This window comes from Spirochaeta cellobiosiphila DSM 17781, from assembly GCF_000426705.1.
Taxonomy (GTDB): Bacteria; Spirochaetota; Spirochaetia; order DSM-17781; family DSM-17781; genus Spirochaeta_E; species Spirochaeta_E cellobiosiphila.
The window spans coordinates 278673-302736 of the sequence record NZ_KE384555.1; the positions used below are offsets into that span (position 1 = coordinate 278673).

Here is a 24064-nt window from a genome sequence, read left to right on the forward strand (position 1 = left end):
CTTACCTGTTTGCCAATACGATCAAACCATTAACGATAGCCGCGGCTATGGGACTGCCGCCTCTCTCACTAAGATTGGTAATATGGGTATAGTTCTTATGAGATAATTCTACTTTCGACTCAAGAGCCCCTACAAAGCCAACAGGCACCCCTACAATCAAAGAAGGAGTTACCAGACCTTCATCAATCATTTCCATGAGAGTGAAGAGAGCCGTAGGAGCATTACCAATGGCAACCACAGCCTCATTAAGAACGGATCCTGCTTTCCTCATGGCCAGTGCGGAACGGGTTGTGTCCTGATGTTTGACGGCTTCTACCACTTCCGGATCATTTAGAAAACACAAAACCTGATTCTGGGGAATGAGCTGTTTTCGAATCCCTGTTCGTACCATCTCCACATCAGTGACAACAGCACGCCCCCTCTTAATAGCATCCACACCAGTCATAATGGCTTCATGAGTCATATTGAATGTCTTGGCAAATTCCACATCGCCCGTCGTATGGGCAATTCTTATGATGATTTCCCTTTGTTCTGGAGTGACATCGAGAACACCTAGACGATCTTCTATAATCTGAAAACTTTTATTTGTTATACTTTGGCCATTCATGAATGCTCCTTATTCTTTGTGATCCCAGCAACTTTGAAGAAAACCTTCCAGCACCTGGGGATTTGTTGCAAAATGCAGATGTAAATATCCTGCCCAGGTTTGATAGCGAAACAAGCCATCAGGGACAACTTCCGGACTATCTTCCTTGGTTAAATCCAGCATGTGATTCAACTCTTCAGTGGTATTCTCCCTCTGTGACCAATGGAACAAATGCCCCGTGAGGGATTGTCCCTTTGGCCCCATCCAGGAATCTGCTTTTAATTCTCCTGTATAATATCCTAAAGCACGAAGGCCTTTCTTCATAATCGTCCGCCCAGGAAACACTCCGACCATGGGATACTCCTCTCCTTCCTGGGTTACCAGGCTATCCAGAAGGTACATTAATCCACCGCATTCCCCCCAGATAGGTCTGTTATTGAGAGCCCAATCCTTAATGCTTCTACGCATGCTAGTATTCTGGGATAACTGATGGGCAAAAACTTCCGGATAACCTCCCCCTAAGTATAAACCATCTATTCCCGGGGGAAGAGCATCCTCTTCCATCGGACTAAAGGGAACGAGCTGAGCCCCAAAATGACCAAACATATCCAGGTTGTCCTGATAATAAAAATGAAAAGCCTTATCCAAAGCGTAGGCTATTTTGACAGGATAAGTTTTGGGGGGGCCAGGTGATGATTCATAAACAGGACCTAAAGGTGGAGCTCCTTCAGCTATTTCCTTAATCAAAGACCAATTAATATAAGGTTCCACCAACTCTAATAAAGCATCATAATGGGGAATATAGTCATAATCTTCCCAGGCAGGAATCAAGCCCAGATGCCTTTCAGGAAGGGTTAATTCTTTTTTTACGGGTATGCTTCCTACAACAGGAAGACCTGTCGCCTTTTCCACAGCTCTAATGACGAGAGCTTCATGACGAGTACTGGCAACACGATTTAAGAGAAAACCTGCTACATTAACGTCCGGGTCAAAGACTTTATACCCTAAGGCTAGGGCCCCAGCTGAACGAGCCATGGATTTGACATCCAGAATCACTATAACCGGGGCTTTTAAGGTTTTGGCAATATGAGCCGCGCTTCCCCTTTCATCTAATGAGCCAGCCCCATCGTACAACCCCATAACTCCTTCTATAATATTAAGTTGTGCTCCTTCAGCGTGTTTTTGAAAGAGAGCTTTAACTTGTTCACCAGACATCAATCTACTATCCAGATTAGCACAACTTCTACCAGTGGCCATAGCATGATAAGAGGGGTCGATATAGTCGGGACCGCACTTAAAGGACTGGACCTTCAGCGACCGTTGCCAATACCTTTCGATGAGGGTGCTAAGGAGGGTTTTTCCGGAACCAGAGCGGTCAGCACTAATTACAATACGGGGATAATTCTTATTTATGGAGTCTACCATCTCTTTTAACTTAGAAAAGGAATCAAGATTTTGTCAATCGTTCTTTTCTACCTAGACTAATCCTACTTATATCCAGTAGTGTTGGTAACACAAACATTCCATTATAGGGGAATCCAGTGAGAATCTGGAGCGATCCCGTCACTGTAAGTCACCCTGTGGTGATAAGTCAGGCTACCTATAGGGAATGAATAATAACAATCTTCGCGGAAGGAGAGTTATTACCCGTCGCTTTTTGGACTAAGGTAGTCTCTTGTCCCGTATAAAGGAAGTTCCATGAATAAATCAGTTATCTTATATTTGCTTCCCTTATTATTTCTGATAGGAGTGGGTATGAGTTCATGTCAAAGCAATAAATATACTTCAAGCAATAAGGAAAAACCTGTTATTGTCATAGCGGCTTTTGGGAGTAGCTATGAGAGTGGCCAGAAAAATCTTGAAGACTTTGATATAGCAATGAGAAAAGCCTTTCCCCATAATGAAGTGACATGGGGATTCACATCTTCCTTTATTGTTAAAAAACTTTTAAAACAAGGCAAAACCACTCTCTTTGCGAGTGAAGTTCCTATTCGAAAGATTGATCAAACGCTAGAAGATTTAAGTCTGGTTGGTAAGAAAAATATTGTCATCATTAATTTTCTTCTTATGGTTGGATCGGAATATAGACAAGTAATGACTTCTCATTCTTCTGAATTAAATATCAAATACGTTCATCCCCTCCTCTACTATCCTGAAAACATGCCAAAGATTATAAAGGCCCTGGAATCAGAATTCGGAGATAAGGATGAACTCACTGTCATTTGTGCTCATGGTAATGAAAAACATCCAGAATATAACAAAGACTTCGTACAAATGAATAATTACCTAAAGGAGCATTATTCCCATAGCTATGTGGCCGTTATGGAAGGGAATCCAGAGTTTGAAGAAGTGAAAGAAGTGGCCCAAAAGAATGACTTTAAGGCTGTCCGCTTCATTGCTTTCATGCTGACCTATGGGGACCATATGTCAAATGATGTCATGGGGGAAGAAGAGGATTCCTGGAAAAACCAACTAGGACTTCCTGCTACAGCCACAGGAGGTTTGGCAAGCATAACTCCTATCCAAAAAATATTCATTGATAAAACAAAATCAGCCATCAAGGAATTCTAATGGAATCCTTTAAAACAACGGCTTTCATACTAGTCATCCTCCTTAGCCCTTTTATTCTCTTTGGAGGAGGACAACAAACACAGGATGAATCAGAGTCCCAAGATCAGCTACAGTTTGTAGACGGAGAAGGATCGACTGTCCCTGTTAAACTCCCTGTGGACAGAATCGTAGTCTTAAACTCAGGGCTAAGCTCCTTAATTGTGTCCTTAGGGCAATCAGATAAAATTGTTGGCCGTGATTCTTATTCAACCTTTCCCTCCTCATTAAAAGGAATACCTGTTGTAGGAAAGAATTCTGCCCATCCCAATATGGAAAGGATATTAAGCTTGAATCCCCAGGTGGTTCTGGCAGATGCTATGTTCAAAGATGAGCTGATTGCAAAACTCCAGAGCTTAGGAATATCTGTACTGATAGAACAAACGAGCGCTCCCTCTCTGACAGCAGATATGATTACCAGATATGGAGCTTTACTGGATTGCAGGGATAGGGCAAAGGAAATCGTTAACTACCTGGCAAAACAGGACAAACTCATCGCTGACAAAGTGAATGAGGGGCAATCTTTATACAAGGGAAAAGGGAAGATTTATTTTGAATTACGTAAAGACTATCATTCCAATTCCCGACTATCCACTTCCCAACAATACCTGGATAGGGCGGGAGGCATTAATATAGCAGCAGACAGGGAAGTCTCTGTACCCGTTCTTAGTCCTGAGTATATTGTGGATGTGGATCCGGATATCATCATTCGCAGGGCAAGTGGAGATCTTAGTGCTAAGACAATGAAAGAGCTGCGCTCTTCCCTTATGAGACGACCTGGGATTGCAAAAACAACAGCAGTACAGCAGGAAAGGGTGTTTGTTATTAAGGCAGATTTATTTCTAACAGACCGTTATCCAACGGCTATTTACTATATAGCTTCCTGGTTATACCCCGAAGCCTTTGCCGATAAGTCACCAGAACAATATAATGCAGAAGTAATGGACTTTCTATTTGGTTCAGGAGTTACCAATCAAACAGCAGAGATCTACAGTTACCCTTAAGAGGGAACAAAACTTTTTATTATTACCACTCCTGGCCTTTCTTGTTCTTCTAGCACTAATACTAGGTTTATCTGTGGGATCTGTCCTGCTCAATCAATGGGGAATAATTCAAGATCTATTCACAGGAAAATCTTTTGTCCCTCCTTCTGTGGATCTTAATCACCATTATATAATATGGGATATTCGTCTACCTCGTGTATTGCTAGCCCTATTAAGCGGAATGGGATTAGGCATCGCAGGAGCGTCTATGCAGGGGATACTGCGCAATCCTTTAGCCAGTCCTTATACGCTTGGGATATCATCAGCCGCTGGTTTTGGAGCCTCTTTATCTATATTACTCAAGAACTTTGTCCAGACTAATTTAGCTTTAGAATACCATATCTTCATGATATTCTGTTCTTTCTTCTTTGCTCTGGGAGCCTTGGCTATTGTTCTTGTAATGAGTAGAAAGAAAGGATTTAAACCTTCCATCATGATCCTAAGCGGGATATCTATGATGTATCTGTTCTCAGCGGGAACTTCTCTTATTCAATTTATGGCCTCCAACGACCAGTTAGCCCAAATCGTCTTTTGGCTAATGGGAAGTCTAATGAGCGCTGATTGGACCAAAGTAAGCCTATTGTCTGCTGTATTGCTACTGGTTACTCCCTTTTTAATTAAAATGTCATGGAGTTATAACTTACTTTCTTCAGGAGAAGAAGTGGCACAAACCCTGGGGATCAACCCTGGGCGCGTTATGATTATAACAGCTTTGTTGTCCGCTTTTTTAACGGCAACTATCATTAGTTTTTGTGGGGTTATCGGATTCATCGGCCTCGTAGCCCCTCATATGATCAGATTACTTATGGGTGGAGATTATCGTCTTATTATACCAGGTTCTGCCTTAGGGGGAGCTTTGATATTAAGTTTGTCTGATACCTTATCACGAAGCTTGTTTGCCCCTATGGAGCTCCCTATTGGTGTTGTAACAGCCTTTATTGGGGTGCCTTTCTTTATATCCCTCCTTATGCAGAGAAGGATGAGTTAATTCATGAAGCTAGAGACGGCGAACTTATCTATCTACTACAAACAGGTTGAGGCCCTTCAGAGGATAAACATGAATTTATCCCGGCCTGGTGTGTATGGGATCGTTGGTGAAAACGGATCTGGAAAGTCCACCTTACTCAAAAGTCTCTGTGGTCTGTGTCAACCTTCCTCGGGAGATATTCTTTATACCAACAAAGCATTAAAAGATATTCCCTTGGCAGAGAGAGCCAAATTATGGGCCTATGTACCTCAACGTAGTCATTATGATAGAAGCATGCAGGTATATGATTATCTAATACTGGGACGTAAGCCTTATTTTACATGGACCCCATCTACTAATGATCATAATAGGGTTAAATCAGTTCTAAGCTTATATGAACTAGATCATATTGCTTCAAGAACCATGAGCCAGATCAGTGGTGGAGAAAGACAGAGAGTGGTAATAGGAAGAACAATTCTGCAGGATACTCCCTATGTATATCTCGATGAACCTACAAATAACCTAGATATCAAACATCAGCTCCTACTAATGAAACAACTCCAGCACTATGCAGAACAGGGTAAGATTGTGGTGATGGCTGTTCATGATCTCAATCTAGCCCTGCGTTATTGTGACCATATCTATATATTAGCGAAGGGTGCACTTCTGGCAGAAGGAAAACCAGAAGAGGTTTTGACAGAAAAGAATCTGAATGAAGCCTTACAAATAAAAGGACAGATACATAGGGATGATAAGGGGAAGATTTATCTATATCCTGAGATTGATATGTAACTATTCTGCTCATCAATGGTATAATTCCATAGATTCATATAAAGGAACTATTTAATTGAGTGATAAGAAATCTACTTCAGAACATAAGAGATCATCATTAATAACTTACCTACCAATTTTGTCTGTTATTATATTGATCATTATTTTTAACAGTACCCTGGTAGCCCAGGGTGAATATAAACTGGACACCTTCTTTACTATATTTCTCAGTATATTTTTAGAGGCTCTTCCTTTTTTATTACTGGGAACACTTTTATCATCAGCAATAGAAATCTTAGTATCAAAAGATTTCTTTGAACGTATGCTGCCCAAAAATCCTTATCTGGGCATTATTGTGGCCTCCTTCATGGGGATCTTTATGCCCATATGCGAATGTGCCATTGTCCCCTTAACAGGACGTTTAGTGAAAAAAGGGGTACCCCTCTATATCGCTACGACCTTATTACTTAGTGTACCAATTCTTAATCCACTTGTTCTATTAAGTACTTATTATGCCTTTAGAACCAGCTTATCCATGTTGTTTCTACGTGTCATAGGAGGAGTGATTATTGCCAATATCATTGGGATATTAACAATGATCTTCTTCCGCAAGAAAGGAGCAGAAATGCTTCTGAACAAAGAGAATCCTTTTGAAATACATAATCACAGCCATGACCATTCAAAGGAAAACAAATTAAGCGCTATCCTAGATCATACCTTTGAAGAGTTTTTTGATGTGGGTAAATATTTCATAATGGGAGCCTTACTCTCAGCGGCGTTTCAAACCTACCTACCTAGATCCATATTATACGGCGTAGGGGCAACCCCTATTCTTTCTGTCCTTATCATGGTTTTAGTAGCCTTTGTCTTATCGGTATGTTCGGAAGCGGACGCATTTATTGCACGATCCTATATGGGACAATTCAGTTATGGCTCAATCTTATCCTTTCTGACTCTGGGTCCCATGATAGATATAAAAAATACCCTCATGTTAGCAGGACGGTTTAAACGAGGTTATGTCCTTTTCCTTATGGCGTCCATATTTATCTTGAACATTGCTTTTGGAATCATTGTTAATTATTTGATATAGGAGAATTAAATGAAAATTGATATAGATAAGTTAATCAAAATTCTGATTACAGGCTGTCTGGCGATTTACTTGTTCTTTTTGGTAAGCACACAGGTGAGTCACCAATTCCTCCATCCCAGAATGGATAAGTATTTGGTTATTGCGATTGTTCTATTAGGTATATTGACCATTACCCAGTTAAACAAAATATTTGCCTCCCAGACCAGTCCCAGAAGATATAGCTTAATACTTTTTGTATTACCCCTCACTGTTGGCTTCCAAACAGAGCCTGCCTCCCTACAGAGTTCTATTGCCCAAAATCGGGGAGTTAAGGTTAGTCAGGGAACAACTGTGTTTTCAGATAGTAGTCTCCAGACCCCTTCCCTTGATGAACAGCTCGCCTCTGTCAATCAGTATCTGAATAGCAATACTCAGACACAAAACATTCCGGCAGTACCACAACAAAACAAGGTTTCCCAGTATTTTGATCAGCCCCAAGTAAATACAGATGGACTGTTGGAAATAACACCTTCTAACTATATGAACACCATGTATAGTATCTTTGAGGATCCGGAAGCTAAAAAAGGACAAAGGATCAAGTTAAGCGGCTTTGTTATGAGAGCAGATGAGCTAACAAAGGAGCAATTCATCTTGTCTCGTTTAACGATAACTTGTTGTGTAGCCGATGCCTCTCTTGTGGGATTAGTCTGTGAATATCCTGATGCTGATTCTGTATTTCCCGAAGAAGGTTGGTTTGAAATAGAAGGAACTCTGACTATTGATGATGTGGATACCATGCCTTTTCCTATCATTAAGATAGCTCAATACAAGACAATCGCCCAACCGGCCCCCTCTAATCAGTATGTATTTTAGAGACTTCAAGGGAAATCCCCCACTGTATGGACAGGATATTATTCCCAGATAACCTTTCCCATATCGCTAATGTCATAGCCCCCTAGTCCTGAGATTTCTTCCTGAAATTCTGGATTGTTCAAGATGGCCAGGATGGCCTGATAGGGGGAAGTATCTTTATGTTCTTTGAAAAAGATCATATCGTAGGATTCAGTCTGGAGGGGAATAAAGTCAATACCAGCGACCAGGGCAGCACCCTTTTCACTACCGGGAGCTGTATCAACCATTCCCCGACAGACCATACTGGCCGCTGCTGAATGGGAGGTCACTATACGATCATATCCTCTGATATCTGACTTGGGAATTTGCAAGATTCTGAGCTTTTCATCAAGAAGCACCCTAGTACCACTTCCTTTTTCCCTATTCACCATAGTGACTCCTTTCTGTTGTAGGCTTACCCAGTCCGTAATATTTTTGGGATTACCTTTTTTGACATACAGGCCCTGGATTCTTTTAACAAGATGCACAATACAGACATCCATTCCTGGAAGCATTTTCTGAACATAAGGTAGATTATAAGTATTAGAATGTCCTTCCCATAAATGTGCTGTAGCAACATTGACCTCATCATGATAGAGAGAAAACAAACCATTATAGCTGCCCTTATAGGACCTAACAGCCCTAATTGAGGGAGTATAAGCTTCTAAGCAGCGGGTTAGGATATCCAGGATTATATCTTGCCCGCAGATAATAATATCTCCTGAACCGGCTGGAGTCCTTATCTGTTGATCTATGACGGGGGGCTGATTCTGTTTTAAAGCTTCAACGGCAGCCTTATCAATACGGATCTTCCTTCCCACCTTAAAAGACTGTAATTCTCCCCTTTTTATCATCTCATAGACGGTATTCTTGGCTATTTTTAAGTATTCTGCTACTTCTTTTGGGGTTAAAGACATATCACTCATTTTCAGTCCTTAAGGAATGGGCTTTGAATAAACAATAAACCTCATTACCGAGAGCTAAATTCATGTTTATGATAGCCGTTTGAGTTACTTCAGCGGCTAAGGTTACACCTGCATCAATAAAACAATAGACACCATCACCTTTCTCAACGAATCTTGTAATGACACCTTTCAACTGATTTTGCATAGAAATACCCTGAATAAATTGGATAGAAAGGGCAATCTCTCTTGGGTGTATGACAACAGAGAATTCCTTTTTGTCCACAAAGGGAGTTTTTATCATTACTGAAGGGGCGTCCTTCAGAAGACAGTTATAAACACCATCCTTAGCTTCCTCTGTCAAGGCGACCAAATTAAGGACATTCACTAACTCATGCCCTTCTTGAGAAAATCCCCCCTGGCCAAAGAGTTCATAGACAGAGCCATGCCCTACACACTGTCCCTTATTTATGAGATAAACATGATTAGTCAATCTTTGAATATCTGGCAAATCATGACTGATGACTAAAAGCGGGATATTAAGCTCCCTTTGTAATCGCCTTAGATAAGCAAGAATCACATGACGTAATGTATTATCAACAGCATTAAAAGGTTCATCTAATAGTAATAATTCAGGAGAGGTAAGAAGAGCTCTTCCTATGGCCACTCTTTGTTGTTCTCCCCCTGAGATCTCTACTGGCATAGACTTAAGCAAGGGACCAAGATCTAATAATTCGACTACTTTATTCAAAGATACCCTGTTAGTGGTCGTATATTTTTGACCAAAAGTTAGATTCTTCTCTATATTCATATGGGGAAACAGTAACTTCTCTTGAAAGACAACGCCCATCCGTCGCTGATAGGGAGGGACAAAAATCTTTTTCTCAACATCCACTAAGGGACGATCGTTCAAATAAATATGCCCCGTTTGAGGATGGTCAAGACCAGCCAGAAGACGGAAGAAGGTAGTCTTGCCTGCCCCTGAAGGACCATAAATTCCCAGAACATCTTCCTCAAACTGTCCTTCCAAGTGAAGAAGAAAATCTCTTCTAGGTAGTTCCACACTAAAATCAAGACTCATAAATACCAGCTCCTCGATTCTTTAATTGCTTATTAAGATAGGAAGATAAAAACAGGGAGCAAAAAGAAATCCCAATAGATATAAGAACTAATATGGCCGCATCCGAGTCTCGCCCAGGAATCTGAAGCAACGCATAGACAGCTAGAGGAATGGTACGTGTTTTCCCTTCAATATTCCCTGCGAAGGTCATGGTGGCTCCAAATTCACCTAAACTTCGAGCAAAACCAAGAATCATACCATTAACGATACCCGGTAGAACCAAAGGTAAGGTTATCCGAAAGAAGACCTGCCATCTATTGGCACCTAAAGTTAGAGCCGCCCTTTCTAATTTTGGATCGATCATATCCATGGAGATACGGATACTTCTTGTTATGAGAGGAAAGGAAACCACCATAGAAGCGATCACAGCAGCCACAGAAGTAAAAGCAATTCTTATATGGAATATCTCAAAAAGGATGGCCCCAATAAAACCTTTTTTCCCAAGAATGAGCAGAAGTAAATACCCCGTGGTTACAGGGGGCATAACCAGAGGCAGATTAATAAATCCATCAAGTAAAGTCTTTCCCTTAAAGTTCCATCTAGCCATGATATAAACCACGGCCAGAGCGAAGGGGAGATTGAACACAGTAGATAAGATTCCCACCTTAATAGACAACAATAAAGCAGAAAGGACATGGGATACATTCATAAGCGTACCAGACTACTTTGAGAAACCATACTTGGCATACACAGCACTAGCTGCTTCTGATTCCATTAGAAATGTATAGAAGCCCTTCGCCGCTTCTGAACGATCCTTTAAATAACCACAAAAGTATGTCACAGGGGTATGGGAATCTTCAGGAAAGTACCCGACGATCTTAACATCTTCTGATTTTTTAGCATCCGTTTCATAAACAATGCCAAAATCAGCTTCCCCCAATTCGACAACACGTAAGGCAGCACGTACATCCGCTCCCGGGAGGATTCGATCTTTTACCTGTGTGTACCAGTTGTAGTTAGTGAGAGCCTCCAGGGCATATTTACCAGCAGGGACATGTTCTGGATCACCCATGGACAAGTAGCCAGTAAATAAGGAAGGAAAGTCAGTACCCTTTTCCAGAGAAACTTCTGAGACCTCAGAATTCTCTGGAGCAATAAGGACTAGACGATTTTTGACAAAAGAGTCGCTTTCAGCCATAACATCAAGACTCAAAGCATAGTCCATCCATTTTTTAGAAGCAGAAATGTAAACATCAACTTCAGCGCCGTTTTCCATTTGTTTTGCTAATGTCCCACTGGATGCAGGATTTGATTTGATTTCGATACCAGTCTTTTCCTGATATAACACAGCCAGTTCTTCAATAATGTCCGTCGTACTAGCCGCATTAAACACTATAATAGATTTGGTCTGTGTCTCTGTTCTGGCTTCTTTTGAGCCACCGGCAAATACAGAAAAACAGGCCAAAAACATTATAGTAACCAGGACTTCCTTTTGTTTTTTGTACATAGTAACCACTCCTCAAATTAGTATGTCCAATAAGCTACAATAACTATGCCAAACTGTTTTTTTACTTCAAAATCAAGGGAAATAACCAATAACCCCCTCTTTTAGACGTGATATAACATAACGTAACAGAACGTAACGTAATTTAAAGTGACGATAAAGAAGAATGAATCAGGAAGAAATGACAAAAAAGAAGAGTTAATGTCCTGTTCTTGTGTGCTTATAAAAAAAGTCAGTCTCCTGAGAGACTGACTTATAAGACGATAATAAGAATGGTTAACATTCAGGAGTACGAACAGATACATTCACAGCAAGACCACCTAAAGAAGTCTCTTTGTATTTCGTATTCATATCCTTGGCTGTCTCCCACATAGATTTAATAACACTATCCAAACTCACAATGGCTTTGGAAGGATCCTTGCTTATGGCCATATGCGCAGCCGTTATGGCTTTAACAGCTCCCATACTATTCCGTTCAATACAAGGGATCTGAACGAGTCCTCCAATGGGATCACAAGTAAGCCCCAAATGATGTTCCATTGCAATTTCGGCAGCCATTAAAGATTGACGGGGACTGCCTCCCATTCCCTCTGTAAGGGCGGCGGCGGCCATAGCTGAGGAAACTCCTATCTCAGCTTGACACCCTCCCATGGCAGCTGAAATAGTGGCGGAATCTTTAAATATTCCCCCCACAACTCCCGCAACAAGAAGGAAATCATTGATCTCTTTGTTACTGACTTTTAAGCCGGAAAAGGCTATATAATATAATAATACAGCAGGAATAACCCCTGAAGATCCATTTGTGGGTGAAGTAACTATGCGACCAAAAGAAGCATTTTCCTCATTAACAGCCATAGCAAAAGCACTAATTAGCTTGAGAACCTGATCAAAACTTTTAGGAGCCTTTTTGATTTGATTAATCCAACCTTCAACAGATTGATCGCACTCTTGGCATCCAATAATAGGTTGCACCATTGATCTGGCATGTCTGACAACACCCAATGGACCGGGCAGCTTTCCTACTTTTGTGCATCCCTGGAAAACAGAATCAATCATCACCGACCATATATTCTCCAGTTCAGAGTCTAATTGAGGATATCTGCTAGCCTCATTGGCCCGGGCGATTTCAGCAATCGAAAATCCTGTCACGTCACAATGGGCCAGAACATCCAAACCAGACTTTATGGGATAGGGAACGCTGACAACATCATCATGGGGAAGCTCCCCCTCTTGAACAACAAAGCCACCTCCTATGGAATAATAGGTTTGGGTATTAATGGTATTGTGATCCTTGTCATAAGCAGTGAAGATCATCCCATTAGGATGGTAAGGAAGACTCTGACTCTTGAGAAGAGCTATGTCATTATTCAAATCGAAGTCTATATTTTTTACGGCTCCCAGATGAAGTTGCTTCCCTATTTGAATCTCCTGGGGTACCCTTTGAACGTCATCCACATTAACAGTAACAGGATCTGCGTTGACCAGCCCCATAAGGACAGCAATATCCGTTCCATGGCCTAAACCAGTAAGGGCAAGAGATCCATAAAGGTCAACTTGAAGAGATTCCACTTCCTCTATCTGATCATTTATCTTTAAATCATTCTGGAATCTCTGAGCGGCACGCCAAGGTCCCAAAGTATGAGAACTAGAGGGTCCAATGCCTATCTTAAAGATTTCCAGAACACTAGCGATTGTGTCATTCTGTATGTTCATGACTTACTATAATATTAGGAACCTGTTTTGCCTATAGAATCATCACCTTTGGATGAAAAAAGGTTCCATATGAGGTTAGTGAAGGAAGAGAAAGAAAATCATTTTCCTTGGGATCTAGACTATTGATGCCCACCCCTCCCAAAGGACCAGAAGCATGAAGGACATGGTTATTGCCCAAATAGAGGGCGACATAACCAGAATAAAAGATCAGATCAGCAGGCTTTAACTCATCTCGGGAAACAGGAACAAAGGGGTATTTAAACTCGGCATCTCTATAAATAATAGAACCACTTAGTAAATACACCAGGGAACAGAGCCCTGAGCCATCCATTCCCTGGAGAGAACGCCCACCCTGACGATACTGAACCCCTTTAAACTCTAAGGCTTTATCTACAATTTGTTTTCGCTTTTCATCTTCCGCCATCGGCCTTGTGAGCTCTGATAGTTGCTTTATATGATCTGTGCGAATCCAGCCAGAACCACCTGTTAAAAGTTGAACCTCCAGCCACCCTTCTTTCTTCTCACCATTTAATAAGATAAAAGAACTGGCAGGAAGACATTCTATAAGGGGACTATCATAATGAGGTTCCCTAAGGACATCTCCATAACTAGAGAGAACCATAGCCAGGTTTTCCGTTTCATCCTGAGTACACGGGATAATATCCTTTGACCGAATCCACCCGGGATAACCATAGTAAGTTCTAAGCCAAAGCCATTCTCCATGATCTTCCAACAGGTACAAAGGAGACCCCATACAAACCTGATCTACTCTTGCAGCGTTTTCTTTAGCTTCTGAAAATAAATCAGCTAAAGGGACAGAAACAATATAATCAGCAAGGGACCATAAACGGGAGTCATTAATCTGTTCAAACTCTATCATATTTTATTTTCCTCATTATTAATTCACTTATAAATGCTACAGGATATACAAGATAAAGATCTATATATAATCGTAGAATAATGAGGGGCTATATTTTAGGAAAATCTCTTACCATCTCCCATTGATTGATATAATTATCTAAATTTAATTCCTGAAAAAGCTTATCCATATAAGAATTGGCCTCAACATTACTGATTGTGAATTCTTCTCCATTACACAAATCAGAAATACGTTTTAAGAGTGTCTGTACAACAGAAATAGAGGGGTAATCAGGAGATACACCTAGTTGAAGCACTCTCTTATTAACTTTATTAATAATAAAATAGCCTGCAACCTGATTGTCTATCTTAAGATATTGAAAGAGGAACAAGTCCTTTCTTGTTTCAAAGGTATCAAAGCTATTCTGCCAGGTAGGTACATAGCTGCAGAACTCTTCCGTATTAAAAGAGGAAAGGCCCTCTTCATTACTCACAAAATCACCAGTTATCGAGCAAGGTTCAATATTCCTTGTTTTATAGATTCTTAAAAACCTTGTCCTTTTAAATCCCTTCTTCTCGTATAATCTTTGTGCGGGAATATTATGTTCCAGAACTTCCAAATAAAACCTGTCAATTGGCGAAGATTGAACATTAAGAATCAATTGGTCCAGTAGCTTTGATCCAATATGTCTTTTTTGCCAGGAAGGAATAACCCCAGTAGCAATATCATAAATGCAGGACTGTCCATTAATAGTTCTCATTCCTATTAAACAAAAACCAGCTAGAACTCCCTCATCAATACACCCTATAGAATGTTGTGGAGAGTAGTTCATTGTCTCTAACATTATAGAGAAATCCTCCAGGGACAGTTGTATTTTAACTTCATACTGACTAAACGCTTCCCTAAAAGCATTCCAAATAACAGATACTTCAATGTCTGCTAAATTATTAAATTCCATTTACAAACCTCTAGATCCAAAAGTCTGATGCTATCTCTATTAAGTTTCCCTCGGGATCGGCAATCATTGCAGACCTCATACTCCAAGGTTCATCCCGAGGAGCATAGATGGGCTGAGCACCTTTTTCACAAAATCTATTATAGGTATCGTCAACATTATGGGAAGGACCTACATTAATGGATAATTCAAAACTACCATTTAACTTCTTTGGATAATCAGGAGTCTGTCCTAATAACTTTGGTAATTGAGCCCTTTCATACATAGCGAAGCGTATTCCTTCATGAACAAACTCCGCATATGGTCCTTCGCCTGACCAATTAATACCAAGACCGATAACGTCTCGATAAAAAGCTACCATTGCTTCTAAATCTTCAACAAATAATCCGATGAGATCAAATTTGATTTTCATAAAGCCTCCTTGAGATTTATGATACACAATGGAGCACAATTTTGCTTTACTTTTTTGGAATACAAATATTCCCCTATTCTAATGACATAGATCCTTTGTATTCACAATAAATAATATCCCCACAGTCCCTTGCAGATTCTTAAAAGAATGGCGTTGCCCTTTACCTGTGATGAGCATATCCCCCTTCTGGATAATTTGTTCTTCTTGATTTTCTATAACTTGAAAAGATCCTTCTACAACAAGGCAAAGTTCATAATTATCAATATGATAATGAGTGCCAATAACAGCATGAGCCTCCACTTCAATCAGTCCCGTTAAGCCAAAGGGGTAATCAAGATCGTCCGTAGGTACGACCTTATTCAATATGGCTTTACCAGTCCCTCCATGAAGTCCAAAAGCTTCCAAAATAGTTAAATCTTCTTTTTTGATTATCATCGTGAATCTCCTTATCACACAGAATAAGGGATAAATAGGGACAACATATGGTCTACTTTCTTTCCATTATTTTTACAGAATGTTCCCAGATGGCCTGTTTGAGTTTTACCGGATGAACAACCTGTGCATGACTGCCAAATCCTAAAACCCAGCGTAATAGGAAAGAATAATCAGTATATCCCCTTTCGAATAAAATATGCTCCTTATCATACTCACTATAGGAAGCGATACCAAATTCTTCAGCAATAATATATTCAACGGACTTATCAAAAATAATTTGAACCTTATTTTCTTCAGTGAAGTATTCTTCCAAGTTAAGGTCTTTAGAAGACTTTAAGCGGAGAGTAAAATGTTCCTCTCCTTCTTCAATATCCCACATACGTCGTATTTTAAAAAGTCGATAGTCATTGGCACCCAAACAGTAGGCATACAAATACCAATCATCCCATCGATATAGGATAAAATAAGGCTCAACAGATCTTACCAAACGTCCTTTGCCAGAAAAGTAATCAAAACGAAGTAAATGATTATTCTTAATACTTTGTCGTAATAGGCTAAATTTATCTTGGATATCAGGTTTATAGTGGGAACTTAGATTTATATCTATAGAGCTCTGTTTCTGGGCACCCATTGCTAGAAAACGTTGTATTAAGGGATTACCCTTTGAAGAGGGGAATACAGAACCCAGTCCAGATAAACCTGATAAGATATCTTCTAACTCGTCTTTTTTTAGGAATATTCTATCTAAGGAATACCCCTCCAGTAATCTGATCCCACCATGGCGCCCCAACTGGCTGTAGAGAGGGATACCCGCTCTGTTTAAAGCCTCTATATCTCTTTGTATCGTCTTAGTTGATACTTCAAATTCCTTTGCCAAAGCTTTGATTGTTACTTGTTCATTATTGAGTAAAGTAGTGAGAATAGAGAACATTCGTTCGAGCTTGTAGGACAATTATTCCTTACCGAAAGCCAACTTGGCAGCTAGACCCAAAAACAACAGACCAAAACCTTTTTGGATTCTATTCATAAGCTGAGAAGATTCTGTAAACAGCTGTTTAAAAGAATGAGCCAGAAGACCATACACAAGGAACACAAGCAAGGTAATGCCCATAAAGAACAGACTTAATATCATCATTTGAATCTCATAGTTTGATGAATCGGATGCCATAAACTGAGGAAGAAAGGACAAAAAGAACAGAGTTAATTTGGGATTGAGTAGATTAATAAGAACCGCTTTCCCTATGATGCCAAGGGAGGACTGGGAGCTCGTCTTCACGTCCACATTAAAACCTTTGCTACGAATCATACCTATTCCCAAATAGATAAGGTAAGCCACCCCAATATATTTGATGGTAGAAAATAACAAAGCACTCGTATGTAAAAGGGCAGTTAATCCAAAAACTCCTGCTAATAAATGGGGAACGATTCCCAAGGTACATCCTACTGCAGCCAAAATAGTGTCTTTTTTAGCAGAAGATAAACCCTTAGATAGTGTATATAAAACACCAGTTCCCGGCATAACAACAACAATAAATGAGGTGATAATAAAACTCCAACTAATCATAAACTTAATGATAACGACTGTATAATCATCTTGTCCACCACTTAGAATATTTATATTATGTGACCATGAATAAAAATAGGTCTCATAGTATTTTACTACTACTTAATACCCAGGGCCTTCTCTTTGAAGGAGCGGGTATCCTAGATATATTCCACCAGGCAAATCACTACTCTGGCCAAGAATTGTATAAGATTACCATTATGGGCACAGAACCGGAGCCTCTGGTTCATGGCCGGGCTGGTTATCAGATATTAGCGGACACCACAATTGAGGAATGGGACCTCAAAGAAAACCAGTTTGATACCCTTATAGTAACGGGAAGTGGCAGGCAAGAAATCTTTAGATCAGAAATCATTGATTGGATTAAAAATTCCCGTAAATATTTCAAAAGAATTGTCTCAGTATGTTCCGGAGCTATTCTCCTGGCAGAAGCAGGTCTACTTAAAGGGAAAAAAGCAACGACCCATTGGCAGCTCTTGGATCAATTAGCTCAATATCCTGAGGTAACAGTAAAAGATGATCCGATCTATGTAAAAGATGGATCCATATGGACCTCAGCAGGCGCCAGCTCTGGATTTGATATCACCCTGGCGATAGTAGAGGAAGACTATGGTTTTGAATTGGCCAAAAAAGTAGCCCAATATCTGGTGCTCTACCTAAGACGTCCTGGAGGGCAATCCCAATTTAGTACCCTTCTCACTCATCAGGTTAATATGGACAGTCCTATAAAAAAGGCCCAGGATTATATACAGGATCATCTAGGCCAAAGCTTGAAGGTTGAAGATATCGCAGACATCGTTCATATGAGCCCAAGGCATTTTGCGAGAGCCTTTAAAAAAGAAGTAGGACTACCTCCGGGGCAATATATAGAGAAGCTTCGTCTGGACAGAGCTAAAGTTCAGTTAGAGCAATCCACAGATACCGTTGATATTATCGCTTCTGATTGCGGCTTCGAAACCCCACTAAGCTTAAGACGTTTGTTTGATAAATATCTCAAAATAACCCCAAAAGAATACCGGAATCGTTTTGGCAGAATATGAACTATTAATGTCATTTTTGCCATAGTTTTTTTTCTTTATATTGAACTCAACAAGGAGTTCACAATGATAAAGATTGGAATTAATGGATTCGGAAGAATCGGAAGAAGCGTTCTAAGGGCTGCCCTTAAGAGAACAGATTTGGAAGTGGTAGCCGTTAATGATCTAACCGATAGTGCTACCTTAGCCCACCTTTTTGAATATGATACCGTATTAGGAACCTATAGAGGTGAAGTGTCTAGTACAGATCAGGCTCTTATCGTTGATGGTAAAAGCATTCATGTCATAGCAGAAAAAGATCCTGCCCTCATTCCTTGGTCAGACTATGGTGTAGATATAGTATTGGAAGCCACTGGTTTCTTTAATAGTAAAGAAGCAGCAGCAGTGCACATAACAAAAGGGGGAGCAAAAAGGGTTATCATTACAGCTCCTGCCAAAGGGGCTGATTTAACCACTGTAATGGGTGTTAATAATGACCAATATGATCCCCAAAAACACCTGGTAGTCTCTAATGGATCCTGTACCACTAATGCTTTGGCTCCTATTGTCAAAGTCATCAATGATAAGCTTGGTATTGAAAATGGTCTTATGCTAACAACCCATGCCTACACCAATAGCCAGGCCTTGTTGGATAAACCAATGAATAATCTCAGAGGAGCACGGGCAGCAGCAGAATCAATTATCCCCTACTCCAGTGGAGCGGCTAAAGCCATAGGTTTGGTTATCCCTGAATTAGACGGCAAATTAACAGGCTATGCCTTAAGAGTGCCCGTTCCTGTTGTATCAGCACTAGATATAACAGTAACTGTTAAAAGAGATACAAACATAGAAGAAGTGAACAAAGTACTTAAAGAAGCAGCTGATTCAGATCTTAAGGGCATTATGGAATACAATATAAAGCCACTAGTGTCCCGTGACCACCAGGGAAATAATCACTCAACGATTATCGATAGCCTATCCACAACGATGTCCGGACCAAGGCTTCTAAAAATCTTATCCTGGTACGACAATGAATGGGGATTTTCTAACCGCTTACTAGACCTATCTGCTTATATAGCTTCCAAAGGATTATAATAGGAGTTAAGAAGAGGCCACCTACGCCTCTTCTTCTCTGATCTTGTCTTTGACAACAATGGGTCACTGTTATATAGTGTACATATTGAACATATACACTATATAACAGTGAGAATATCATGGACATCATTATCAAGAACAATAGCCAGCAACCTCTGTATGAACAGATTCGTACCCAAATCAAAAGCCAGATTATGGAAGGAATCCTTATGGCAGGGGACATATTGCCCTCTATAAGGGGAATGGCTAAAGATCTTCATATTAGCGTAATCACTGTACAGAAAGCCTACGAACAATTAAATCAGGACGGATTCATAGAAACCATTATTGGTAAAGGAAGCTTTGTTGCTTCACAGAACCCCCAAATGTACAGAGAAGAACAGCTAAGAAAGATCGAACATCATATAGAAAAAGCTGTCCAATTGAGTCAATCCTCAGGGGTTAAGACTGAAGAACTTGTGAGAATGATCAAGATATTCCGTCAGGAGTTTGACAAATGATAGATTCAATAGTCATTCAGGATCTCGTAAAAAAATACAAAAACTTCCAATTGGGACCTATCGACTTTACTCTTCCCCAAGGGAGCATCACAGGTATTATAGGTGAAAACGGCGCAGGAAAAACCAGCTGTCTTAAGGCTATCTTAAACCTCAATCATCCCCCTAATGGTTCTGTTAAGTTCTGGGGACAGTCCCTGGACAATGAAGGGCCTAAACTCAAGAATGACATGGCTGTCATTATGGACAATAACAGTTTTCCTGATTATGTGAATCCTCTCCAATTATCCCGGATATTGGCACCAGCTTACCTTAATTGGAATCAAAAGCAATACCTATCCTATCTTAGGGATTGGCAACTCCCTATAGACAGGCCCCTGGGTAAATACTCGAAGGGAATGAAAGTACAATTATCCCTGGTAGTAGCCTTATCCCATCAGGCGCGACTCCTCATACTGGACGAGCCTTCTAACGGATTGGACCCCCTCATGCGCTCAAAACTATTGGATATTCTATTAGATTTTGTACAAAATCCAGATCATTCGGTTCTCCTTTCCTCCCACATGACAGAGGACTTGGAAAAGATAGCAGACAGGATACTGTTTCTACACAAGGGGCAGATTGTATTTCATGAAAACAAAGACAAGCTTCGCTATGATTATGGATTAATCTCTTGCAGCAAGAAGGATTTCCTATCAATAAAACCAGAAGAACTATTAGCCTATAAAGAAGAAACTTACCAATATCAGGGACTGACCATCAATCGAAAACAGTTTCAGGATAGGCATCCCCAAATAATGGTGGAAAACCCCCATTTGGATCAATTCATGGATCTTATCATCAAAGGAGATCAACCCTCATGAAAAGTTTACTAATCAAAGACTTCTACAGTCTCAGAAGACAAACCTTAGCCATCGTCACATTACTCTTATTTTTGCTTGGGATTGTGATTTTCTTAGACAAGGACCCTGGATCCTATACGATTATTGCAACCCTGATGAGTACTTTAATGATCAGTGGAGTCTTTGTTCAGGAAGAGAGAATGCAATGGCTAAGCTTCGCCTTAACAATGCCCATAGAGCGTAGAGACTACATTAGGGGCAAGTACATTCTTATCCTAATCCTTGCAGGAGGAGGATGTCTGTGGGGTAATCTCTTGGTCCTGTTTACAGGGCACATTCAGGGGGCTCTTTGGATGTCCCTCGTCGCTCTTTGTATGGCCATTGGAATCGGTAGCGGGATTATTCCTCTTACTCTTCTATGGGGAAGCGACTATAGTCGTTATATCATAATCCTATCCAGTTTAACATTTATCGGTCTAACCCTGGGGATCATATCTCCCTACTATTTTCTTAGTTCTGCCGCTCAAGACATCAAAGTGACTAGAGCTCTTCTATTCAGTCCTCTCTGGACCATAGTGTTTTCTCTTGTTTGTTATAAATTCAGTGTTCACATCTTTAAGAACAAAGAAATATAGAAACCCTCTTGACCAATACCCCCTATAAGACTACCCTTAATTGTGCATATGCACACTTAAGGAGTAGAAAATGAAAATAGCCCTACCTACAAATGATGGTATTAATGTGGAAGAACATTTTGGTCATTCTAAGAAATTCTTATTATGTGAAGTTGACGGAAAGCAAGTATTGAGCTCAAAAGAACTTGATCCCCCTGAACATGTTCCCGGATCTTTTCCTAAATTCCTCCATGAGCAAGGGGCTGATGTGATCATTACAGGAGGAATGGGACAGAGAGCTGTCGCCCTTTTCGAAGCACAAGACATCCAAGTTATCCTGGGAGCTTCTGGAGATATAGGGGAAAACATCAGTAAATTTATGGAAGGAGAACTAGTATCTAATGGATCAAGCTGTTCCCATAACCACGATCACAGTCACGATCATGAACATCACCATGAGAACTGTAGCCACCATTAGAATGGCTTGTCCTATCCTCTCTACCCGGTTATGATCATCGAGAAAATTAACAAGAGGAGTCACCATGCCGGGTAGAAAAAAATCAAGACATTGCCGCCCCCTTCAGGGAGGACGTAACTTTAAGCCTTCTGGTATACCAGCAAGATTTCTAGAAAAAGTACTCCTTGAAATAGATGAGTTTGAAGCGATAAGGCTTTGTGATTATGAAGGATTAAATCAAATAGAGGCCGCTGAGAGAATGTCCATATCAAGAGGAACAATACAGCGGCTATTAAGTTCAGGACGATCAAAGGTGCTCGATGTTATCTTACATCAAAAAGAACTCATCATCCCTGATGAATCCTAATTAATCTTCGAAATGTTCATAAGCATCGATGATATCGAGGTAAACCCCATCAAAGGATGCGGCCAGTATCTTATCCAAGTAGGCATCACTATCACCATAGATAATACTTTGCCAGTCTTGACTCCAATAACGAACTTTATAATTCCCTTTCCAATCAGGATTTTCCTTATCCAGCCATAAAGGAGAACGGGAGGACCAGGAAGATTTCCAATAGTATCGATAGTCTTCTGCTTCTCCTATACTCATATAGGCAATAACAAGACGCTTACCACCATTGGCTTTTGTCTTTAAACTATTGATCTCAGAGGCGCTAAGCTCAGTGTCTTGGGAACCGTCATAGAATAAATCCATAATAATTACATCATAATTGGTATTAGCAAGAGCATCTAAAAAAACAGATTTGCTTGTAAAAGCACTATTTTCTGTGGGATTTAAAAGGTAAAGAAAATTCTTAGCCTCTCCTAAACTAGTTATGTCATTGCTATTAACCTTATAGGGATGAACAGGATAGGAAGGAATATGATCAAGCTCCCTGTGATCCGCAGCAAAAGAGAGATAACCCTTTGCGTTGTTTTGGGCATATGAGTCATCTATTTTTGCAGTAGTAGACACATAATCTGTTACCAGAGGAATAATATCCTGACTCTTCGCTATGTCCATATAGGTGATCATTTCCTCTCTATCAGAGGTGGGGGTCCCTTCGTCATCATTTTCATATCCATAGAATAAGTCTTCCCGCCCTACACCATCTATAGCCTGGGTATAATTTTTATCTGCACTGGTAGTGTTATCATAAACGAGTAATTCATGTCCATTCTGGGGAATGACAATAAAATCAGAATCAGAGCTTCTGCCATAAAGGCTTATGTCTTCCACAAAGTCCCGCATAGCTTGCCGGAACGATTCTGGATTATCCAGAGCAGAAGAGCTCTCAGAATCGTGGCTTTGACAACTTGCCATAAAAAATAAACCACAAAGGCCTAAAGTTATAAACTGTCTTTTCATAGTCGTTTAAATATAACCACTTCTGTCAAAATAACAAATTTATTGTTTGTTACTGGAGATAGATCAAAAAGGTCAGACCTTTTAGGTAAAAACCTCAGACGTTTTCGTATAAAAGGTCTGACAAAATAGGCTAAAGAGTCAGACAAAATTGATGATGATAGCTAGTCCCTTGGGCACCGTCTTGAGTTTTCATCAACATTTGTACTGTGTAAATACCTTTTGGAAGAAAGGAAGGCCAGTTACAAAGTATGCTTTTAGGAAGAATCCTATGGATCTGGTCGACCACATAGACCTGTCCATCATCATGGATTAATTGAATCTGAAGTTTATCTTCTTCATAGGGACTATAACCATAACCTTTGATCTCACATAGTCCACCGGGAGTGATATGCCTTCCTGAGGAAGAACCAAAATCCATAATAGTATCAATGGCTATGTGGGATTTTCTTTTTTGGATGGCCGTCAAGGAAGCCAAGCGGGAGATCCTTTTCTTAAAGGATAAATTCAAATTACATAAAGCACGAAGCTGGTGCTTCTTCTTGTCATAACTTTCTGTTCTGTTCTTAAACCTCCCTCCTAAGGACAACTTAAATTGGAAGAGATTAGTCGAAATCTTATTTCCCAATAATAGTTGATCCTCTATGACTTCCTCAAATAAATCCAGGACAACTAAAATATCCTGACGTGTAACAGTAGTATTCTTGTGGGCCATAACCTTAATAAGATCATTTTGATCCAGAACTTGATTGTGATTTATATGAGCCACATAAGGTTCTTCCTGGTTAGTATCCAGCTCAGATTTGATAAGATAGTAGTTAATCATAGGACTCTCC

Annotated in this window: 28 protein-coding genes and 1 riboswitch; of the genes, 13 read left to right on the forward strand and 15 right to left on the reverse strand. The window is 40.2% G+C overall.

The genetic code is table 11. The annotated features are described in order from the left end of the window. Position 1 precedes the first annotated feature (1 nt). Together K345_RS0111575 and K345_RS0111580 are read right to left on the reverse strand one after the other, a co-directional pair. Complete coding sequence (locus K345_RS0111575) at positions 2-607, reverse strand: precorrin-8X methylmutase (RefSeq protein WP_028974278.1); 606 nt, start codon at positions 605-607, stop codon at positions 2-4. A gap of 9 nt (positions 608-616) precedes the next feature. Continuing rightward, entirely contained in the window at positions 617-2011 is a 1395-nt protein-coding gene (locus K345_RS0111580; RefSeq protein ID WP_037572116.1) for a cobyrinic acid a,c-diamide synthase CobB, read from the reverse strand. Positions 2012-2092: 81 nt separating this feature from the next. Continuing rightward, positions 2093-2234, forward strand: a riboswitch (adenosylcobalamin (AdoCbl) riboswitch). Between the two features lie 107 nt (positions 2235-2341). Here K345_RS0111580 and K345_RS0111585 point away from each other — a divergent pair. The 6 genes from K345_RS0111585 to K345_RS0111610 are packed head-to-tail and all read left to right on the forward strand — an operon-like array spanning position 2342 to position 7916. Then, positions 2342-3157, forward strand: coding sequence for a sirohydrochlorin cobaltochelatase (locus tag K345_RS0111585; RefSeq protein WP_169714807.1), 816 nt, complete (start codon positions 2342-2344; stop codon positions 3155-3157). Next, positions 3157-4197, forward strand: a complete 1041-nt coding sequence (locus tag K345_RS0111590; RefSeq protein ID WP_028974281.1) for an ABC transporter substrate-binding protein — start codon at positions 3157-3159, stop codon at positions 4195-4197. Before K345_RS0111585 ends, K345_RS0111590 begins: the two co-directional genes overlap by 1 nt. Next, positions 4148-5224, forward strand: a complete 1077-nt coding sequence (locus tag K345_RS0111595; protein ID WP_053228259.1) for a FecCD family ABC transporter permease — start codon at positions 4148-4150, stop codon at positions 5222-5224. Before K345_RS0111590 ends, K345_RS0111595 begins: the two co-directional genes overlap by 50 nt. Positions 5225-5227: 3 nt before the next feature. Beyond that, positions 5228-5995: an ABC transporter ATP-binding protein gene (locus tag K345_RS20895; RefSeq protein ID WP_053228260.1), complete on the forward strand. Its 768-nt coding sequence runs from the start codon at positions 5228-5230 to the stop codon at positions 5993-5995. 55 nt (positions 5996-6050) lie between these two features. Next, entirely contained in the window at positions 6051-7064 is a 1014-nt protein-coding gene (locus tag K345_RS0111605) for a permease (protein ID WP_028974283.1), read from the forward strand. A gap of 9 nt (positions 7065-7073) precedes the next feature. Next, the gene (locus tag K345_RS0111610; protein ID WP_028974284.1) at positions 7074-7916 is read left to right on the forward strand and encodes a TIGR03943 family putative permease subunit; all 843 of its coding nucleotides are present in this window, start codon (positions 7074-7076) and stop codon (positions 7914-7916) included. Between the two features lie 38 nt (positions 7917-7954). On the opposite strand, the gene K345_RS0111615 is transcribed toward K345_RS0111610, so the two are convergent. The 11 genes from K345_RS0111615 to K345_RS0111665 all read right to left on the reverse strand — a co-directional run bounded on the left by K345_RS0111615 (position 7955) and on the right by K345_RS0111665 (position 17338). Next, positions 7955-8860 carry a helix-turn-helix transcriptional regulator gene (locus K345_RS0111615; protein ID WP_028974285.1) on the reverse strand — a complete coding sequence of 302 codons (906 nt, stop codon included), beginning with the start codon at positions 8858-8860 and terminating at the stop codon, positions 7955-7957. After that, positions 8853-9917 carry a molybdenum ABC transporter ATP-binding protein gene (locus tag K345_RS0111620; RefSeq protein ID WP_028974286.1) on the reverse strand — a complete coding sequence of 355 codons (1065 nt, stop codon included), beginning with the start codon at positions 9915-9917 and terminating at the stop codon, positions 8853-8855. The genes K345_RS0111615 and K345_RS0111620 overlap by 8 nt, the downstream gene beginning before the upstream one ends. Beyond that, positions 9907-10605, reverse strand: coding sequence for a molybdate ABC transporter permease subunit (modB, locus tag K345_RS0111625; RefSeq protein WP_028974287.1), 699 nt, complete (start codon positions 10603-10605; stop codon positions 9907-9909). The genes K345_RS0111620 and modB overlap by 11 nt, the downstream gene beginning before the upstream one ends. Before the next feature lie 12 nt (positions 10606-10617). Continuing rightward, positions 10618-11403: a molybdate ABC transporter substrate-binding protein gene (gene modA / locus K345_RS0111630; protein WP_053228261.1), complete on the reverse strand. Its 786-nt coding sequence runs from the start codon at positions 11401-11403 to the stop codon at positions 10618-10620. A 273-nt stretch (positions 11404-11676) separates the two neighbouring features. Then, entirely contained in the window at positions 11677-13113 is a 1437-nt protein-coding gene (locus K345_RS0111635) for an L-serine ammonia-lyase (protein WP_211227883.1), read from the reverse strand. 31 nt (positions 13114-13144) lie between these two features. Beyond that, positions 13145-13993 (reverse strand): C40 family peptidase, encoded by an 849-nt coding sequence (locus K345_RS0111640; protein ID WP_028974290.1) that lies wholly within the window; start codon positions 13991-13993, stop codon positions 13145-13147. Positions 13994-14081: 88 nt separating this feature from the next. Then, complete coding sequence (locus K345_RS0111645) at positions 14082-14930, reverse strand: GNAT family N-acetyltransferase (protein WP_028974291.1); 849 nt, start codon at positions 14928-14930, stop codon at positions 14082-14084. Positions 14931-14940: 10 nt separating this feature from the next. Then, the gene (locus tag K345_RS0111650) at positions 14941-15339 is read right to left on the reverse strand and encodes a VOC family protein (RefSeq protein ID WP_037572119.1); all 399 of its coding nucleotides are present in this window, start codon (positions 15337-15339) and stop codon (positions 14941-14943) included. 78 nt (positions 15340-15417) lie between these two features. Next, complete coding sequence (locus K345_RS0111655) at positions 15418-15774, reverse strand: cupin domain-containing protein (protein ID WP_028974293.1); 357 nt, start codon at positions 15772-15774, stop codon at positions 15418-15420. A gap of 52 nt (positions 15775-15826) precedes the next feature. Next, positions 15827-16726: a helix-turn-helix transcriptional regulator gene (locus K345_RS0111660; RefSeq protein ID WP_156888387.1), complete on the reverse strand. Its 900-nt coding sequence runs from the start codon at positions 16724-16726 to the stop codon at positions 15827-15829. After that, complete coding sequence (locus K345_RS0111665) at positions 16727-17338, reverse strand: LysE family translocator (protein WP_028974295.1); 612 nt, start codon at positions 17336-17338, stop codon at positions 16727-16729. Between the two features lie 65 nt (positions 17339-17403). Here K345_RS0111665 and K345_RS0111670 point away from each other — a divergent pair, with 65 nt between their 5' ends. The 7 genes from K345_RS0111670 (at position 17404) to K345_RS0111700 (ending at position 22226) form a co-directional block, all read left to right on the forward strand. Next, entirely contained in the window at positions 17404-18378 is a 975-nt protein-coding gene (locus K345_RS0111670; RefSeq protein WP_028974296.1) for a GlxA family transcriptional regulator, read from the forward strand. 66 nt (positions 18379-18444) lie between these two features. Next, on the forward strand, positions 18445-19449 hold the full coding sequence (gap, locus tag K345_RS0111675) for a type I glyceraldehyde-3-phosphate dehydrogenase (protein WP_211227887.1): 1005 nt from the start codon (positions 18445-18447) through the stop codon (positions 19447-19449). A 119-nt stretch (positions 19450-19568) separates the two neighbouring features. Continuing rightward, a complete protein-coding gene (locus tag K345_RS0111680) occupies positions 19569-19949 on the forward strand; it encodes a GntR family transcriptional regulator (RefSeq protein WP_028974298.1) in 381 nt (126 codons plus the stop codon). Continuing rightward, a complete protein-coding gene (locus tag K345_RS0111685; RefSeq protein ID WP_028974299.1) occupies positions 19946-20809 on the forward strand; it encodes an ABC transporter ATP-binding protein in 864 nt (287 codons plus the stop codon). The genes K345_RS0111680 and K345_RS0111685 overlap by 4 nt, the downstream gene beginning before the upstream one ends. Beyond that, positions 20806-21423 (forward strand): ABC-2 transporter permease, encoded by a 618-nt coding sequence (locus K345_RS0111690; protein WP_028974300.1) that lies wholly within the window; start codon positions 20806-20808, stop codon positions 21421-21423. Before K345_RS0111685 ends, K345_RS0111690 begins: the two co-directional genes overlap by 4 nt. Before the next feature lie 70 nt (positions 21424-21493). Further along, positions 21494-21880 (forward strand): NifB/NifX family molybdenum-iron cluster-binding protein, encoded by a 387-nt coding sequence (locus tag K345_RS0111695; protein ID WP_028974301.1) that lies wholly within the window; start codon positions 21494-21496, stop codon positions 21878-21880. 64 nt (positions 21881-21944) lie between these two features. Further along, on the forward strand, positions 21945-22226 hold the full coding sequence (locus K345_RS0111700) for a DUF134 domain-containing protein (protein WP_028974302.1): 282 nt from the start codon (positions 21945-21947) through the stop codon (positions 22224-22226). On the opposite strand, the gene K345_RS0111705 is transcribed toward K345_RS0111700, so the two are convergent. Both K345_RS0111705 and K345_RS0111710 read right to left on the reverse strand, forming a co-directional pair. Then, complete coding sequence (locus K345_RS0111705; protein ID WP_028974303.1) at positions 22227-23231, reverse strand: endo alpha-1,4 polygalactosaminidase; 1005 nt, start codon at positions 23229-23231, stop codon at positions 22227-22229. It abuts the gene before it with no gap. Positions 23232-23361: 130 nt separating this feature from the next. Next, a complete protein-coding gene (locus K345_RS0111710; RefSeq protein WP_028974304.1) occupies positions 23362-24054 on the reverse strand; it encodes an HU family DNA-binding protein in 693 nt (230 codons plus the stop codon). Positions 24055-24064: the final 10 nt, after the last annotated feature.